Origin of the sequence: Nostoc sp. PA-18-2419, assembly GCF_005869855.1 — a bacterium.
Lineage (GTDB): Bacteria > Cyanobacteriota > Cyanobacteriia > Cyanobacteriales > Nostocaceae > Nostoc.
Genome location: NZ_SZNH01000024.1, coordinates 35,796 through 53,982, shown reverse-complemented (window position 1 = coordinate 53,982; position 18,187 = coordinate 35,796). Strand labels below are relative to the sequence as shown.

The 18,187-nt window shown below is 43.0% G+C and carries 6 protein-coding genes; 2 read left to right on the top strand and 4 right to left on the bottom strand.

Going from position 1 to position 18,187, the window contains the following annotated elements; all coding sequences use genetic code 11:
• The first annotated feature begins 104 nt into the window (after positions 1 to 104).
• Together FCR06_RS32865 and FCR06_RS22145 are read left to right on the top strand one after the other, a co-directional pair.
• Entirely contained in the window at positions 105 to 3,572 is a 3,468-nt protein-coding gene (locus FCR06_RS32865; protein ID WP_189523521.1) for an efflux RND transporter permease subunit, read from the top strand.
• A 104-nt stretch (positions 3,573 to 3,676) separates the two neighbouring features.
• Positions 3,677 to 5,035, top strand: coding sequence for an efflux RND transporter periplasmic adaptor subunit (locus tag FCR06_RS22145; RefSeq protein WP_189523520.1), 1,359 nt, complete (start codon positions 3,677 to 3,679; stop codon positions 5,033 to 5,035).
• 178 nt (positions 5,036 to 5,213) lie between these two features.
• On the opposite strand, the gene FCR06_RS22140 is transcribed toward FCR06_RS22145, so the two are convergent.
• The 4 genes from FCR06_RS22140 to FCR06_RS22125 form a co-directional block, all read right to left on the bottom strand.
• On the bottom strand, positions 5,214 to 7,007 hold the full coding sequence (locus tag FCR06_RS22140) for a hypothetical protein (RefSeq protein WP_138503567.1): 1,794 nt from the start codon (positions 7,005 to 7,007) through the stop codon (positions 5,214 to 5,216).
• A gap of 173 nt (positions 7,008 to 7,180) precedes the next feature.
• Entirely contained in the window at positions 7,181 to 12,784 is a 5,604-nt protein-coding gene (locus FCR06_RS22135) for a PAS domain S-box protein (protein ID WP_138503565.1), read from the bottom strand.
• 1,090 nt (positions 12,785 to 13,874) lie between these two features.
• The gene (locus tag FCR06_RS22130; RefSeq protein WP_138503563.1) at positions 13,875 to 16,193 is read right to left on the bottom strand and encodes a response regulator; all 2,319 of its coding nucleotides are present in this window, start codon (positions 16,191 to 16,193) and stop codon (positions 13,875 to 13,877) included.
• A gap of 301 nt (positions 16,194 to 16,494) precedes the next feature.
• Positions 16,495 to 18,180, bottom strand: coding sequence for a M14 family metallopeptidase (locus FCR06_RS22125; protein ID WP_138503561.1), 1,686 nt, complete (start codon positions 18,178 to 18,180; stop codon positions 16,495 to 16,497).
• Positions 18,181 to 18,187 lie beyond the last annotated feature (7 nt).

Here is an 18,187-nt window from a genome sequence, read left to right as displayed (position 1 = left end):
TGCCCAAAATTCTGACTTTTTGACGAAAGCCACTTGTCAGAAGGATTTAAAATTATTTCGCACAAGTGATGATAGAGTGCTAAACACATTCAAAAGGAAATTGCATGTGGATCGTCAAAATTGCTTTACGCCTTCCGTATACATTCGCGATCGCTGCTTTGATGATTGTGATCCTGGGTGTAGTCACGATATTTGGTACACCAGTTGACATTTTTCCATCAATCAATATCCCAGTTGTCAGCGTAGTTTGGACTTACACTGGTACTACTTCTGAGGAAATGGCACAGCGAATCGTCACAATTAGCGAACGCGCCATGACCACAACAGTTGGGGACATCGAACATATCGAGTCTCAATCTTTGAGCGGTGTTAGTGTCGTCAAGGTTTTTTTCCAACCCAACGCTAATATAGCTTCAGCAGTCGCTCAAATTACCTCTGTTAGCCAAACAATTCTCCGCCCTTTGCCACCCGGTATCACACCGCCATTCATCATTCAATACAACGCTTCTAGCGTGCCGATTATCCAGATGAGTGTCAGTAGCAAAAACTTGCCGGAACAAGCGCTCAACGACTATGCTACCAACTTCGTCCGTACGCAGTTAGCAACAGTGCAAGGGGCGAGTGTACCTTTGCCTTATGGTGGTAAACCGCGGCAAATTATGGTTGATATCGATCCCCAAGCGATGTTGGCTAAAGGCGTTTCTGCCCAAGACGTAACTAACGCTGTCAGTGCCCAAAACTTAGTCTTGCCGGCAGGCGGTATGAAGATAGGCACTCGTGACTTCGCCGTCCAAATTAACAATAGTCCGGATGTGGTGGCAGCCCTCAACGACTTGCCAATTAAGCAAGTTAACGGTAACGTGACTTACATTCGTGATGTCGCCCAAGTGCGAGATGGCTTTGCCGTCCAGACGAATGTTGTCCGTCAGAATGGCAAGCGATCAAGCTTACTTAGTATCCTTAAGAGTGGCAGTGCCTCGACTATTGATGTCATTGATCGCGTTAAAAAAGCCTTGCCTCGCATCCAATCTACCTTGCCCCCAGGACTAAATTTATCGTTTTTATTCGATCAATCTGTATTTGTGAAAGCTTCTATTCAAGGTGTTCTCAAAGAAGGATTGATTGCAGCCTGTCTCACCGCGCTGATGATTCTGATTTTCCTGGGAAGTTGGCGCAGCACTGTAATTGTAGCTGTATCGATTCCCCTCTCGATGCTGGTTTCGATTATTGTGATGAGTCGTTTGGGACAAACTTTCAACATCATGACCTTGGGTGGTTTGTCCTTGGCTGTTGGTATTCTCGTAGATGATGCCACGGTAGAAATTGAAAATATCCACCGAAATCTCGCACAAGGCAAACCAATCAAGCGAGCAATCTTAGATGGAGCGCAGCAAATTGCAACTCCAGCACTTGTGGCAACATTATGTATTTGTATTGTCTTTGTGCCGGTCGTGTTTCTCAGTGGAGTGGCAAAGTATCTGTTTGTGCCGCTAGCAATGGCGGTAGTATTTGCCATGCTTGCTTCTTATCTGCTGTCTCGGACTGTAGTCCCGACGATGGCAAATTATCTCCTACCACATGAAGCGGACTTGCATAAAGAAAGCGAGGGGCATAATGGTCATGGCGATCGCCATCATCTAGATTCACCAGCCCAAAACAATAACGGTCATGACGATCACCATCATCTAGATTCGCCAGCCCAAAATAATAACGGTCATGACGATCACCATACTCATTCGCCAGTCGAAATTCACGATCGCCGCGATCGCCATAGTCATTCGTCAGTCCAAAACAATAATGGTCATGGCGATCGCCACCACACTTCAGAAGATACACAAAGCACGCAATCTGTCAAGAAAGATTGGATCTGGCGATTACACGAAAAGTTTAACCGACAATTTGAGAAATTTCGTAGTTGGTACTACGATGTTCTGACCTCTGCATTGAATCACCGCCGCATAGTGTTTGTACTGTTTGGCGCTTTTATAGTCAGTGCAGGAGTTTTATTCCCGTTCGTCGGTCAAGACTTTTTCCCTGAAGTCGATGGCGGTCAGTTTAGCCTCCATGTTCGAGCTTTACCCGGTACTCGTTTGGAAGAGACAGAAAGAATTGTCAGCCAAGTTGAAGGTGTTATTCGCCAGACTGTACCTCAAGAAAATCTCTCAATGATTCTGGATAATATCGGCTTACCCAACAGTGGTATTAACCTTACTTATGGTTACAACGGTGCGACAATTGGGCCTGCTGATGCTGATATTCTGGTGTCGCTCAAAAAATCTGGTTCAACTTTTTCTTATATCGAGCAACTCCGCCAGAAATTGAAAACGACATTTCCTAGTTATACCTTCTTTTTTGAGCCGGCTGATATTGTTACTCAAATTCTGAATTTTGGTTTGCCTGCTGCCGTTGACGTGCAAATATCCGGCCCTGGGCAAAACTCAAAAGCCAACTTTGAAATTGCCAAACAAATCGAAACACGGATGAAGCGTGTTCCTGGCGCTGTAGACGTACACATGCAGCAAGTTGTCGATGCTCCAAAGTTACGCCTTGATGTAGACCGCACAGAAGCTCAACAATTGGGTATGACCCAGCGTGATGTTGCTAATAGCGTCCTCACTTCCTTAAGTTCCAGCGGTCAAGCTGCAATCAACCAATGGCTCGATCCCAAAAAAGGCGTGAGTTACACTCTTGCTGTACAAGTTCCACAGTACAAACTTGACTCTATTGACAGCCTCAAGAATATGCCTGTCGGTAACGGTCAAACCCCACCCCAACTTTTGGGTAATTTGGCTACTGTCAGACGCGACACGGGGATGCAAGTTGTCAATCACTACAACATTCAGCCAGTTTTTGATATCTATGCTAACTCCTCTGGTCGTGACCTTGGCGGAGTTGCCCAGGATGTGAACCGAATCATCGCTGATTATCAGAAAAAATTGCCTCACGGTAGTCTGATTACTGTACGCGGGCAAGTACAAACGATGAACTCTTCCTTTCTGGGACTTGGTTTGGGACTTGTGTTTGCAATTGTGCTAGTTTACTGCTTAATGGTAGTCAACTTCCAATCTTGGCTCGATCCCCTGATTATTATGATGGCCTTGCCAAGTGCTTTAGCTGGGATTGTTTGGATACTGTTTGTCACCCGTACTACTCTCAGCGTTCCTTCGTTAATGGGCGCAATTATGAGTATAGGTGTGGCAACATCAAACAGTATTCTACTGATTACTTTTGCTAATGACCAGCGTCAAGAAGGGCAAAATGCTTATCAAGCAGCGCAAGCGGCAGGTCATACCCGGTTGCGTCCTGTGTTAATGACTGCCTTAGCGATGCTCATCGGTATGGTGCCAATGTCTCTCGGTCTTGGTGAAGGTGGCGAACAGAATGCACCCTTGGGTCGTGCTGTAATTGGGGGCTTGTCGGCTGCGACAATTGCTACTCTCATCTTCGTACCTGTTGTGTACAGCATGTTACGCCGTAAACAACCTCGTCCGATTGATGAAGATGACGACGATTTAAATTTCTCAGATCCACAGACTGCATACTCTTTGTCATCATCCCAAGGTAAGTCATAAGCTTTGGTAATAGGTAATGGGTAATGGGGAAAAATACCGTTTACCTTTTTCCCAATTACCTTTTTTCCAACTACCAATCACCAATTATCAATCACCAATTACCTATGAATTCTCAGCATCCTTCATCTCCTGATTCTGAACAACAAACAACTTCTAGAAAAAGGCGTGGCATTGGTCGAATTGGTTGGGCTATACTTGGTACTGTTTTTTTTGGTAGCCTACTAGCTATAGGTATTCTGCCCAGGTTAAACCAAAGGTCACAATTACAAGCAGCCGTCAAGGAAGCAAGCACCGTACCCTCAGTCGATGTGATTACTCCCCGTCGCGCTGCTGCTACTACCAATTTGGAGTTACCTGGCAGTGTTGTACCCCTGAACCAAACGACTATCTATGCTCGCAGTACTGGGTATTTGCGGCGGTGGTACGCAGACATTGGCGATCGCGTCCGGGCTGGTCAGTTGTTAGCAGAGATTGATTCACCAGATATAGATCAGCAAGTTTTGCAAGCAAAGGCAGAATCAGCACAAGCACAAGCCAACATACTTCAAAGCCGTGCTAGTCTCGCTAAAAGTGTTTCTGATTTAAAGCAAGCCCGCGCTAATTTATTGATAGCACGTCAGAGCTGGGAGCGCTGGCAAGTTCTTGTCAAGCAAGGTGCAGTGCCTCAACAAGATGCAGATACAAAATATGCCACATATCAAGCTAACCTTGCCAGCGTTGAGGCAGCACAAAATACTGTTAATTCTGACTCTGCCAATGTCAAAGCAGCACAAGCTAACGCCTACGCAAGTCAAGCAAACTTCCAGCGTAATATCGTATTGCAGTCTTACAAAAAAGTCACTGCTCCCTTCGCAGGAGTAATCACAGCACGTAATGTAAATACAGGTGTTTTAATTTCAGCAGGTAGTGGCAATAGCAATACTACCAGTAGCAACACTGGCAATAGCAACACTGGCAATAGCAGCCTTTATACCATTGCTGCTTACGATACCCTAGACGTTAATGTGAATGTTCCTCAGACTTCATCAGGTATACTCCAGACTGGTCAAACAGCACAAATTACTGTTAGAGAGTTACCACAACGAGTGTTTACGGGGAAAGTAGTGCGTACTAGCAATGCAATAGATCCCAATACTCGCACTTTGCTCACACAATTAGAAATACAGAATTCTGATGGGGCGTTGCGACCTGGAATGTATGCTAGTGTTAAATTTGCCATTAACCGTACTAATGCTCCCTTTGTGATCCCAGATAGTACCTTAGTCGTTAACGCCAAGGGTACGCAGGTAGCAACTGTAACTAAAGACCAAACCGTGCATTATCAAAAAGTTGCTGTTGGGCGAGATTACGGTACTGAAGTAGAAATTACATCAGGTCTGACTGGAAATGAATCGTTGATTGCTACTCCTACGGTAGATCAAACAGAGGGTTTGCGCGTGCAGCCAGTTGCACAAACAAAGTAGACTCAATGTTGTCAATTTACTACTTGACATACTCCCTTGAATACGGTTGCCTAACGGCACGCTACGCAAACGCTAAATTCAGGGGAGTATGTCAAAACTACTACTTACTTATCCCTCTTGAAACAAACAAGTCAAATCCTCTTCCCTTCTGCCTCCTCCCTTGTTTCTTCAAAGAGGGTTAATTTAGACCCAATTCTTGTCTAATCATTTGTTGTTGATCAGGAGGAAGTTCAGCAAAATCTGTTGAAGATATAATTGCTGATTTCTGCTCATTAGTAGAATTGCGATTCAGCACTGCAAGCATAGCGACACGAGGACGACCACCGTAAGAGCCATCATATAAATCTAGTCGGATTTTTAACTGTTTCTGAGCAGCAAGCCGACGTAATTCTTTGAGCATGTCTGACATTTGTAAGCCATTGAGCTTTTTGTAAAAGTCTGAAGCTTCTTCCTTGGCTACAACTTCATCAGCATAGGGTTTGTAGATGCCGCCACAAATTGGATAAAGCCAATATAATTGATTGATTTGCTTTAACTTCTTATAAATTGCACCTACCATTGCTTTCAAGTCGGGATTGTTGTTTTCTTGCCAGAAAGACCAAGGGAAAGTTGCGGATATTGCGTGGCGCGAGTGAACAGCCAAAGTCGCACTATCTAAGGGGTATTCTAAAATTTCTGGAGGAATGCCACTCATTGCATTTTCTAAAAATGTTGTCCACTGGGCGTCAACCATTGTCTGACGCTGTTTGACGCTTTCATCTTCGCTAGGTTCTTGTCCGGATTGATTCGTTTGATGACCTTGACTAACATTAATAATTAATGAAAGAAGCGGATGATTTGTTTGGATATAATTTGATGCATCTGTTCCATCCAAAATCCACGCTTTTTCTGTGTCAACAACTAAAAAACTTTTTGTCTTTTTATCAGCTATTAATCCAGCTTGAAAGGCTATACTCTTGACTTCTGGTAAAGCATCAAAACTTTGAGCTACTATCTGTTCTGCTTGCCTACCTGATGATGAAAAACCAACTCCAATGGTGAGAGTTTTATCAAAGGTTGTGATTGTACCAAGTCGTCCTTCTAGGGGGATCGTTTTTTTGAATATTTGCCACTTTTTTTGGTCTTCAGGATTTGAAGGATCAAACTTTTGGGTTGGTTGTGCGCCTTGACTCCATTGATTATATTGGGCTGCAATTGGATCGTTCTTAGCACGTGCTGGATCGTGAAAATTTCCTACAGCTTCTCCATAAGGACTTCGCCCAATCTCTCGTGCTGGAATAGCATTGCGGGCAACAACAATCTCAGCAATTATTTGGTTTTTCCTCGAATCATCAATTTCTTCACTATTTCTGGATGTAAGGTCTACATCTTCTTCCGAAGCATAAGTCAATGTTGGGTCAGTATTAGGTGTGTTTTCTACGCTTGTTAGCGTTAATTTACCTTTCTTTGCCCCCTTTTTTGCTCCTTTTTTTAAATGCGCGTGTGGTAAATCTAACCATGTAACAGATTGCTTGGTTTGAGTATCAGTACTTTGACCTCCAGAGTCTCCTGGCGCTCGTGATATTCGTAAATTTTGCTCTTTCGTCTGCGAAAGCTGTGACAATCTCTGTACTGGCTGTGTGCTAGGAGGGTTCCACATCACCTGATTTGCCATCGAATCGGCTTGTTGCTCGTACTGGTTGTTTGACTCTCCCACTGCTAGCTTTGCTTGGGGATCACGCAATGATATACGACTAATGTCATGACCAAAAGACCGTTGTTGAATGGCTTTTGATAATAAGGATTGCTCATCAACAGTCTGTGCTTCTTGAAGATTGGTTGATTCTGAAGTTTCTGTTTCGATGTCATTATTTGTTGGTAAACCAAAGCCGCGTATTGGGTTCGCCAGCGTTGGAGTAGTTGGTGAGACAAGTGATGGATTTGAAAAAGTTGATTTACCTGCTTTTTTGTGCCCAAACGTGCGATCGTTCATCTCACCCTTTCTCCATTGGTGGGTAAAGCCCTAATTTCTACTTCAGACATTTTTGATTAAAAATTTTACAATTTGTAGAAATCCGATTGCTATCGACTTTAGTCTAGTTAGGAGATTCCAGCATAGCTGCCTCCTGCTATAAGTTCAAAAATCAAAGCCAATTATTTTAGTTATCAGTCCTGTGTTAAGTCAATAATTTCATCGAAGCAGAAGTTACGGACTAAATTTGCTAATTCTTCGGCTAATTGAGACTGAGTTGGCTCAATTTGTGCAATTAATTGGGAAATTCGCTCACCATCTACTTCAACGGCTGCTTGATTCAATTCAGCTATCCATTCGCCAGGCATAACCTCAATTGCAGAGTGAAGATCGAAGATGGCAGATGGAAGGTTATCTGGGTTTTTATCTGTGGTATTTTCATTGCTTTGTTGGGCATAGATATAATGTACCTGCAAATATTCAGCTATCTTTTCAAAAATTACCTGTTCACGAAATGGTTTACGAACTAAATCGTCACAACCTGCGGCTAAGATACTTGCTTGTTGTTCTTCAAAAGCACTGGCAGTTAGGGCTATAATTACACTGCGGTGATTTAGATCTGTATTTCTTTCCCTAGCTCTAATTTCTTTAGTTGCATCATAGCCATTCATTACAGGCATTCGCATATCCATCCAAATTAGGTGGGGTTGCCAATTTTGCCAAATTGCGATCGCTTCTTGCCCATTATTTGCAGCCTGGATTTCAAAACCAATGCTGCCAAGAAGTTGCATAATTAAATCGCGGTTTTCTTTGCGGTCATCCACTACCAGAATTCGATACGCAGGTTGGTTTGCCGCCAACTGAATCACACGTCCTCTGCTCAACTTGGGTGTAGCTTTTAAGGCTGCAACTAAATTTACTTGGATGTCAAAGCTAAAAATAGATCCTTGCCCAACGCTACTGCTAATGTGAATATCGCCCCTCAACAACCGCACAAACTGTCGGCTAATAGTTAGTCCTAGTCCAGTTCCCTCTTTGGTTTGGATACCGCTTGTTGTCTGCACAAAAGGCTGAAATAAGTTATCCATTTCTTCTTGTGCTATTCCCCGTCCAGTATCTTCGATTTCAAAGATTAGAGATTGGGGACTGGGTATTGGGAGATGGTGATTGGGGACTGGAGATTGGAGATTAGTTGTTCCTGTGGTTGTTTTATCATTTTGTCCATTTATCTCCTTATCCCCAGTCCCCAGTTCCCAGTCTCCAGTCGCCATTCTCACTCGCAACGTTACTCCCCCAGTTTGGGTAAACTTGACAGCGTTACCCAAAAGGTTAATTAGGACTTGGCGGAGTTTACCTTCATCTGTTTGGATATAACGCGGCAGATCGGGGGACATTTCAAATTTGAGGAATAATTGCTTTGCTTGTGTCCGCACCTGAAACATTTCTTGTATTGTTTGCAACAACAAATAAAGGTCAAAGTCTTCAGGATTGAAAATGATTTGTCCTGCTTCAATTTTCGACATTTCCAGGACATCATTAATCAGGTTGAGTAAGTGTTCTCCACTACGGTTAATGGTAGCTAAAGATTCACGCTGATTGGAGTTGAGGCTAGTGTCTCGTTCCATCAACTGGGAAAAACCAAGAATCGCATTTAGAGGGGTACGCAGTTCGTGACTCATGTTAGCCAAAAAGGCACTTTTGGCTCGGCTGGCAGTTTCAGCGGCTTCTTTGGCAATTCTCAACGCTTCTTCTGCTTGATGTCTGGCTCGACCGATCGCGATTATTTCACCGACTAATTTCAATAGATTAATATCTTCTTGGTTCCAGGTTTTTGAGCGGTGAATCATTGCTGTACCGAGAAATCCCACTACTGTGCCAGCATGAAGCATGGGCACAGCTAATATAGACTGAAACGACATACTCTCAAACATTTGCCGTTCTGGTAGATCTGGCGGTAAATCTTGCACACAAGGGATTTGGCGATGTCCACCAACAAGAATCGGCTCGTAGAAATAGGGGAAAACTTCCACAGGCGAACCTCTGGCAATATCAATCAATGGTGTAACACCTCCAGCACACCATTCATGAATCAGGTAAAATTCGCTGCGGTCGTTGGAGCATTTAAAGATACAACTGTGTTCAGCATCAATAAATTGAGCGATCGCTTTGAGTGTAAAATTAATTGCTGTTGCTAAATCTTGGTCGATAAATTGCCGAGAAATGCTGCTAAGTAAAGTTTCTGCTTGAGTTCGACGTTGTAAGGCTGCTTCTGCTAATTTGCGATCACTAATATCACGAGCTACCCCAACAATCTGAAAGTTACCCTGGGCATCTTGGGTGCGGACTGCATTAGAAGTTAGCCAAACCCAACCTTGTGTACGATGTTTGGCGCGGTACTCAGTACCGGAAATTCCCTCGCCTGTTGCTAGGATAGTTTGGGCGACTTGTAGACATTTGGGCACATCGTCGGCATGAGTAAAGGATGCCAAGGAATTACCCTCCATTTCATTAGGGGCATATCCGGTAGTCTTCAAGATATTTGGAGAAATATAGTTGAAAACCCCATCAGGATTGAGTACAAATAATACATCGTTGGCTTTTTCAACGATAGTGCGAAACTTTAACTCGCTTTCTTGGAGGGCTGCTTGTGCTTGTAGACGTTCCAATTCAGCACCAGCACGGGCGGCAAAGATTTTCACAATCAGTTCCCGTCCCGGATCGGGCTTCATTGGTTTGACATCTATCACTGCTAGATGTCCGATGATGTCACCAGATGAACTAGTTAGAGGTACGCCAAAAAAACTCTCGGCATTCATACTCACTAAATCTGCATCTTCTGGAAAAGTGGCTTGCACTGCTTGGGAGTAGTGACACATGTCGCCTTGCAAAGCATGTTCACAAGGAGTACCGCGCAAATCATATTCCAAGTTCTCGCAAATCGCCCCAGAATACCAAAATGCCAAAGTGCGGACGCTAGTTTTTGACTCTGCGTCAAACTTTGTGACTAAGGCATATTGAACTTGCAACACTTCGGCAAGATAACGAACGCAGGAATTGAAAAATTCATTGCCTGTTTTAGCTGCTGTGCCCTCAAGAATTAAGCTTAAAGCTTGTTCTTGGCGTTTGCGATCGCTAATATCTGTAAATACGCAATCCAAACAAGATTCTTCAGAATTAAGCCTTAGTGATAATAATAGCCAAACCACAGAGCCATCAGAGCGACGCACTGCTAATTCATAATTGCATACTTCGCCGTAGTCTTCTATCTGTTTTAAAATTACTTCGCGTTCGCTGGGATTGAGATAAAAATCAGTTATCAGATAGTTACCAATTAAATCAGAAGCACAGGCAAAACCGACGATATGTGCGCCATGATCGTTAGCATCAAGAATTAATCCATCTTCTGGACGGGTGCGGAAAATCCCTACTTGAGAATTTTCAAAGATATTGCGGTACTTCATTTCACTACGACGCAAGGCTTCTTCTGCTTGTTTGCGTTCTGTGATGTCGCGTCCCACACCTGCGATCGCAATTTCACCACTGGAAGTAATAATTGTTGAAGTGTTAAAGTTGAACCATCGCCAACTATCGTCTTTGTGTCGCAATTGCACTTCAATATCAGTCAGCTTTTCGCCAGTTAAAGCCCTTTGTAAGACCGTGGCGTTAGTTGCTAAATCTTCAGGTTTGGTAAAGTCTACTATCGAGTGACCTTCAATTTCTGTCAAACTGTAACCCAGAATTGCAGTCACATTCGGCGAGTGATAGGTAAAAATTCCCTCTGGCGAGAGGATAAATATCAAATCATTGGCATTTTCAACAATGCTGCGGAATTTTAACTCATTTTCTTGCAGAGCTGCTTGGATGCGCTTGCGTTCTGTGGCATCGGTGCCTACTGAAAGAATTTCGATCAAGTTTCCTTGTTCGTCTAAAATCGGTTTATTTGCCCAAACTATCCAAACGCGATCGCCATTTTTGCATAAGTTCTCGTTTTCGTTAAATAGATAGTTTTCTGGATGCAGGCAAATATCCACCATTAACATCTGTAAGTCGCGTCCAGAAGTTTCGGTTTCTGGAACAATTGTACCGACAACATTGCTTCCTGTAATCTCATCTAAATCGAAACCAAACAGCCTTTGACCGTAGTCATTTAAAAATACAATGTCACCATTGCTGTCCCAACGCAGAATGATGCAATTGGCTGTTTGCACCAAATCGCGGTACTGTGCTTCGCTTTGGCGTAAAGCTTTTTCAGTGCGTTTGCGAGCGCTAATATCCCGCACTATTGCCAAGATGTGGCGCTTGCCATTATAAATGCAAGTCGTTCCTTTGACTTCCACATCGATTAAACTACCATCTTTGCAGACATCAACTGCTTGTCCGTAAAATTCCTCACCAGCTCGCGTTTTCTCGATAAACTCATAGAAAACAGAATGTGAATCTGGGTGAATGAAAGCAGATGGATGCAAAGTCATAAATTCTTCGTAGTTATAACCGTGCATTTGACAAGCCGCAGGATTGACTTCGGCGACTGTTTGAGTTTCTATTTCAGTAATAAATAGTCCATCATTGATAGCTTCAAAAACACTGCGGTATTGCAATTCACTTTGTCGCAGTGCTTCTTGTGCCCTTTGGCGTTGGGTGACATCGCGGAAGCACCACAATCTCCCAATAATCTGTTCACCGACGCGCTGAGGACAGGAGTAGCGCTCAAATATTCTGCCATCGAGCATTTCTAAGCAGTCGTAACTAACTACTTCCGGCTGTTGGTATAATTCTCGCACCCGTTGTAAAAATTCATCGGGTTTTTTTAGTTGGTTTGCTAGATGCGCTACTCGCCGACGATGACTTGGTTCCATTAAAAGTTCTGATGAAATTGACCACATTTCTAAGAACTTTTGGTTATAACTAGTGATATTACCGGAGCTATTTACTACTAAGATACCGTCTTGAATTGATTCTAAGATAGCGTTTAATAAAGATAAAGAATTTTCTAGAGCTAGTTGGGTTTGTTTGCGTTGGCTAATATCGCGCCCCAAAACCAGCATTGCCTTGCGTCTACCATCCTGGTGAAACAGAGAAGCTTTAACCATATCTAAACTGCTCACTGTCCCATCAGGGCGGGGAACAATTTCTTCTACCCGATGCACACCTCCTAACTGCCAAGATTGTTCATCTGTTTCGCTGCAATTAAGCAAAGCATCGCGATAAAAATTGCTAAATTCTGCCAATTCTGAGTCGGTTTTGCCTCGATAATCAACGCCTTGTAGTTCTAAAAATTCCAAGTTAGCTTGGTTTGACAGCAACCATTTTCCCTCACCGTCTTTTAAACAGATAATATCGGGTGTTGCGTTAATTAATGTGTATAACCGCTCCTCAATTTCTTGCAAGGATTCTTGAGCTTGTTTCGTCTCGGTGATATCCCGAATCACCAGTATTGCACATTTATCATCAGTCAATCCGATACAGTTACCGGAAATTTGTAACGTTAAAGTCCGCTCACCCTGCTGCAACTGATAATTTGTTGTGTCATATTCTCCATTGAGTAACCGTATGTGCGGATAGCAGGATAAAGCAACTAATTCTCCAGCGTGTGTTAAGGGTAGCAATTCAGTTAACATCAAGCCGCAGACAGTACCGTGGGCTTGGTTAACCAGAAATTCAAAGCTAGAATTGCACCATTGAATGCTTTGGTCTTCTCCCACCCAGACTACAGCATCAGCGATCGCATCCAGTGTAACTTCCATTTTGTTCAACGTGGCTTGCAATTGCTTCACCTGCTCTAGCTGTTGTGTAATCATCAACGACTCCCCCTTCAAACAATTCGTAATGACGCTCTCTACGAGACGCTGCGCGTAGCTTGCTTCTCTGTAAGAGTACGAAGACTCACTAACGCTGCGCTAACGTAATTCGTAATTTTTAGGAATTAGGTACTGCACAAACTAACAATCATGTGATGTCTAAGACATTAATAAATGTGTATAGTGATTGTATCGTTACTCCATGACTGGAATATTCGACTACAGTAAAACTACATATTCCCTTCAGATTTTACGGAAATGGCAGTAAAATTGGCGGTTAGAAACTGCGTTTAGACAAATAAGACTCACAGACCTAGCTTCAAATAAGGGGCTTAATACGAATTTAAAATGAGGCTACATATAATTATTAGAAGCAAATTTATACCGTTTGTTTATAAAGCTACGCCAAATTCTAGCTTTTTTTAACGCATAGGCGTTTCTCTACGAGACGCTACGCGAACGCCTTCCCGCAGGGTAGGTACGCAAAGTTGAGCGCAAAGGTACACAGAGGTTTTATGAGATAGTTCGCGATGTTCCAAAATAATTAGGCACATGTTCATAGAGAATTGATATTATATACCAACTCATACACGAACTTATATAGGTCTGGGAAAATTAAATTAACAGCAAAAATAATGGTCTTAGACGAGTAGGGGATAAAATTGCTCTGATCAAAGTTGAAAACTCTCTTACTCTCTGCGCCTGTGCGTTTCAAAACATTAGTTCTGTACCTCACTTAACTGGGAATTGCTATAATACCAATTTTAAAAAAGAATGTGACAGATACATATCTTCAAAACCTTGTCCTGTCTGGATTCTTAATTTTGAATTTGGAATTAGTATAATGTAGGTTGGGTTGAGGAACGAAATCCAATATTATCAAGGCTTTATTATGTTTCACTTCTTACCATTTTGTGGAAGCAAGTTACAACCCAACCTACGATTCTTCTTTGATATAGCGTATTGATTTTTAAGGAAAAGTTGAACCTCAATCAATATGGTTCGGTTTTTGGTAAATGTCTTCTATAATTAATTTATAAAGTGCCTAAGTAAAATGCAAGAAGTTCCGCTATTCAAGAGCAAATTGCGATTAATTTTTCAACATAAAATTAGTAACTTGATATAGCGATTGAATTGTTAATCCATCACTAGGGTATTCAACTACGGCAAAATTACATGTTACCTGAAAGCGATCGCCATCAAAAGCTGTGAATATTTGCTGGCGTAAAGTAGTTAAAATCTCGCTCAGGCGATGGTTGATTTCTGGTTTTGTTAACCCATAAATTCCCACGACAAAATCTCCGTTACCCCAATAACCTAGCACTTCACCACTACAAAATTCCGATTGGAATAAACGACTCCATCTTTGTAATACTTGGTTACCAGCTTCATGACCATACTTAATATTAATTTGACGTAAATCATTTACACTCAAAATCGCCAAACAAACAGATTGCTKATTTTTTTCGGCTTGAGTAATCAAATGTTCCAAGTTGCGGCGAGACTGAAACTGATTTGCTAGTCCAGTTAGGGAATCTTTGGTAGAAAGAGACTGAAGTAAACGACTKCGTTCTAGACGATGGGTAATGCGTGCTAACAATTCTGCGCCAACAACAGGTTTAATCACATAATCATCTCCCCCAACAGCAAACACTTGCTGGACAATTTTGATTTCTCGATGAGCAGTGAGAAACACAATCGGTAATTCTTGCCATTGCGGATCGGTACGAACTGCTTGACAAAGTTCAATACCACTGATTTGGGGCATATCCACATCTAAAATCAACAAATCAGGTGTAGTAGATTGCAGTACCTCCCAAAAACGTAAGGGATTGTCCAATGCTGTCATCCGCATACCCCAAGGTTCTAACATCGGCCGCAGTGCTGCTAAAATCAGGGGGTCGTCATCTACTACCAATACATTTATCCGCAAAGAACGAGTACGTTGTAATAGTTGAGACGAAACATCCCACACCTGAGCAGCTGTTACAGGTTGGGCTAGAAAACCCCGCGCCCCGCACTGAGCAAAAGTTACGCGTTCTACTAGCTCATCAGTTCCAGCTAACACCAGCACGGGTACGGGTGGGGTACGTGTTGCTAATTCTGACAACAGTGCTAAACTTTCTTGCCGCCACCCTACCTCCATAACATTTAATACTACTAAATCTGGAGATGTGGTTTGGAGAAAGTTTTTTGCATCCTTTAAGTTGGTTATTTGCTGCCAACACATTCCCATGCATTCAACGAGTTGTTGCAACTGAGAACCTAATTGGGGATTGGGATCAATTAATATTAATTGGCTACAAATTTCTGGGGCGATCGCACTAGTAGTTTGATTATCTACCTTTTGCCCCATCTGATTGATTAATTTACTCAAATCTTCAATCAATGACAGCAATTGCCGCTTTGGACTTGGAGATAAATCGCCCTCTTTGCCTAAAATCTGTTCAATTTCCCGCGCTATCTGAGTGCCATTGTCTTGTTCAAACATGCCCAAGACACCAGCTAGTTTGTGCGCCTCTCGTTCTGCGGATTTGCGTAACTCCTGAGTCAGCGTTTTACTTGATAGTGCTGCTGCTAATTCTTCCAGTACAGTCAACCGCTGTACCATTAACCCTTCATATTGCTTCCACAAGCCACCCATCGCTTCCTGAAACTGCTCCTCAACGGGAGGACTTGGGATTTGCGATTTTTCTTTCCCCCCCTGCTCCCTGCTCCCTGCTCCCCTGCCTTTCTCCACAGCAGAATTCAGCCGATATCCCAAACCATAAACATTTTCAATCCAGTCTACTGCTCCAGCGGCTTTCAACTTTTGTCGTAAGTATTTGATATGTGATTTTACCGTTTCTTCTTGGGGTGGATCGTCAAAAGTCCACAAATGCTCAATGATATCTCCGCGACTAAAAACACGCGATGGATTCCTGAGAAACAGCTCCACCAAACTGTATTCTTTAGCAGTTAATTCTAATAGTTTGTTGTTATAGGTGACTTCGCAACTACTAGGATCTAGTCGGAGTCCGCCTACTTCTAGTATCGGGGTAACAGGGCGATCGCCGCGACGTAACAGCGCCCGTATCCTTGCTTGCAGTTCTCCCAAGTCCAAAGGTTTGATCAGATAATCATCTGCACCTGCATCAAGTCCCTGAATCCGCTCTTTAGTACCATCTTTGGCAGTCATCAACAGAATCGGAGTGAAACACCCACCAGAACGTAATCGCTGACACAATGTAATCCCGTCTAGTTTCGGCAATCCTACATCTATCAGCAGCAAATCGTAGCTGGCATTTTGAGTGTATTCCCAGCCCATTTGTCCATCTTGTGCTATATCCACAACATAGTGTTGTTTAGCAAGAGATTTCAACAAGACACTTGCTAAAACTTCTTCATCTTCAATTAGCAAGATTCTCATCGCACCCGTCCAATATAAAACTTGCTACCTTACCCAAAAAAAATAGTAGACTAAATAACTAATTTTCTACAACAAAAAAATATAAATAAATAATTTCTTTAACATGTATTAAGTAGGTCTGTGTGAATGTTTATCGTTGGGATGAGGCAGGAGGCAGCTATGCTGGAGGCAGGAGGAAAGAGGGTTTAAGTCTATTTAATTTTTATTAAAATAGTTTTGTTTTTTCACACCATTCTACTTAGTTATGGTTTCAACTTCTCTGGAAGTCAGGTTTTTACTTGCGTCTTTACTAAATAACAAATCACGCTAATGTCAATTCAGTACGCACAACTCCAGCACGTTCGTGACGAGCCAGCAGTTTAACTGTACTACCTTGAGTCGCACGCACTAACCATTCCACCTTGGCGCGATCGCTGGTAGGATCGCCTTGTCGTCTACTAGGTGCTGAGGGCTTGTAGGTACGTCCTTCTAATTGACCTAATTCTTCTCGCGGCTTACCTGTTACCAATGTTGCATCAGCAGGCAATTCGATTTCACAAATACAGCCTCGTACCAGCTTCTTATCTAAGGCTTTTTGAGTGATGTAGGTGGGTAACCAACCTGTATTATGTATAACCATTTGCACTCGATAAATATCATTATTTAAGCTGTGAACGCTGGCTTGGTAAATTTCTAAACGGGGGGAAATTAACAAGTGCCATACCAGCCACTCAGGAAACAGGGCTATTTCTTTCTCTAAAAATTCTGGAGGTGGATTTGTCCAGGCATACATAGTATCCCAGCCGCCGAGTTCAATCTGACCGAGTTGGGGATGGTCGAAGGGATACCAATCTACGTAGCCTTTACCTGCGAGTTTTTCATCGTTCCAGCGCAGCAGTTTCAGGTCTTCTTCTACAGGGTGTTCCCGCGCCCAATCGACGTATTTGTAATCAGTAATTCCGGCTTGGCGCTGGGGACTCCATACTTCTACTGTCCACGCAAATAAACCTTGATATTCATAAGCCCAGTCATCGAATGTACCTGTAATTACGTCTTTGGGGTGATAGCGAAAATCATGAAAAGCAGAAATCGCTGGGTATTGCGTCAGTTCAGTACCTTTTTCGCCAATGCGTTGGTAGGTACGGAGGTCATTAACCGGGAATTCGTCATCGCCTAAGTGGGTATAGGGACGGATGAGGACACCACTAAAAGTATGAAAAGCGATCGCCCCGGTAATATTTGCATGTGTGGTGATAAACTCGACGAGCGATCGTACTTCTGTTTCCGATGTCGGATAAGAACCAGCCCCCGATTGCTCAAATTCTTGCCGCCACAAAAATGGAAAATTTCGGTTTAAGTCTAATCCTTCTTTGGTTGGCTGAATTTGAATCTGAACTCCGTCATAATTTTCTATCAGTCCTTCTGGTAGTAAACGATAATATTGACCACCTGTTTCTGTGGGTTCGCGTCGCACTAATAAGCGTGGTTCGCTGGGGCAGACTTTCCAAGCACCATTGGTATCAGGGATTCGCATTAGTAAAATCCGGCCATTGCCATCGATGTCTGACATCACTAACCCGTCGTTACCTTCCTCATCGTGGGGATAGGGACGAGTGCTTGAGCGAATAAATTTCGGCTTGTCAGCTAATGCCAACTCGGCACCATCAGGGTTAACACGCGGACAAATGTAAAAGGTGCGCGTGTCTAAACAACGGGTAATTTCTGGGTGGGTGCCGTAAGATGTGACTAATGTTTGCAAAAAGTACAGGCAAACACTCGACGGTGCAAGCTCAGTAGCGTGGATGTTGCCATCAATCCAGAGAGCAGGTTTTTCAACATCCAAACCAGTGGCAAAATTAGTAACTGTTAATAGCCAGATATCGCGTTGTTCGTAACTCTTGCCGATACTTTGGATGCGTATTAATTGCGGGAATTCCTTGGCGTAACTGTGGAGAATGCCTGTTAGATCTTCGTAACGGTAGTATTTATCAAACCGAACGTCTGGCATAACTAAA

What these genes read in the sequence shown, in the direction of transcription:
- FCR06_RS32865 (WP_189523521.1), top strand. Translation starts at nt 105, where the DNA reads ATGTGGATCGTCAAAATTGCTTTACGCCTTCCGTATACATTCGCGATC.
- FCR06_RS22145 (WP_189523520.1), top strand. Translation starts at nt 3,677, where the DNA reads ATGAATTCTCAGCATCCTTCATCTCCTGATTCTGAACAACAAACAACT.
- FCR06_RS22140 (WP_138503567.1), bottom strand. Translation starts at nt 7,007, where the DNA reads ATGAACGATCGCACGTTTGGGCACAAAAAAGCAGGTAAATCAACTTTT.
- FCR06_RS22135 (WP_138503565.1), bottom strand. Translation starts at nt 12,784, where the DNA reads ATGATTACACAACAGCTAGAGCAGGTGAAGCAATTGCAAGCCACGTTG.
- FCR06_RS22125 (WP_138503561.1), bottom strand. Translation starts at nt 18,180, where the DNA reads ATGCCAGACGTTCGGTTTGATAAATACTACCGTTACGAAGATCTAACA.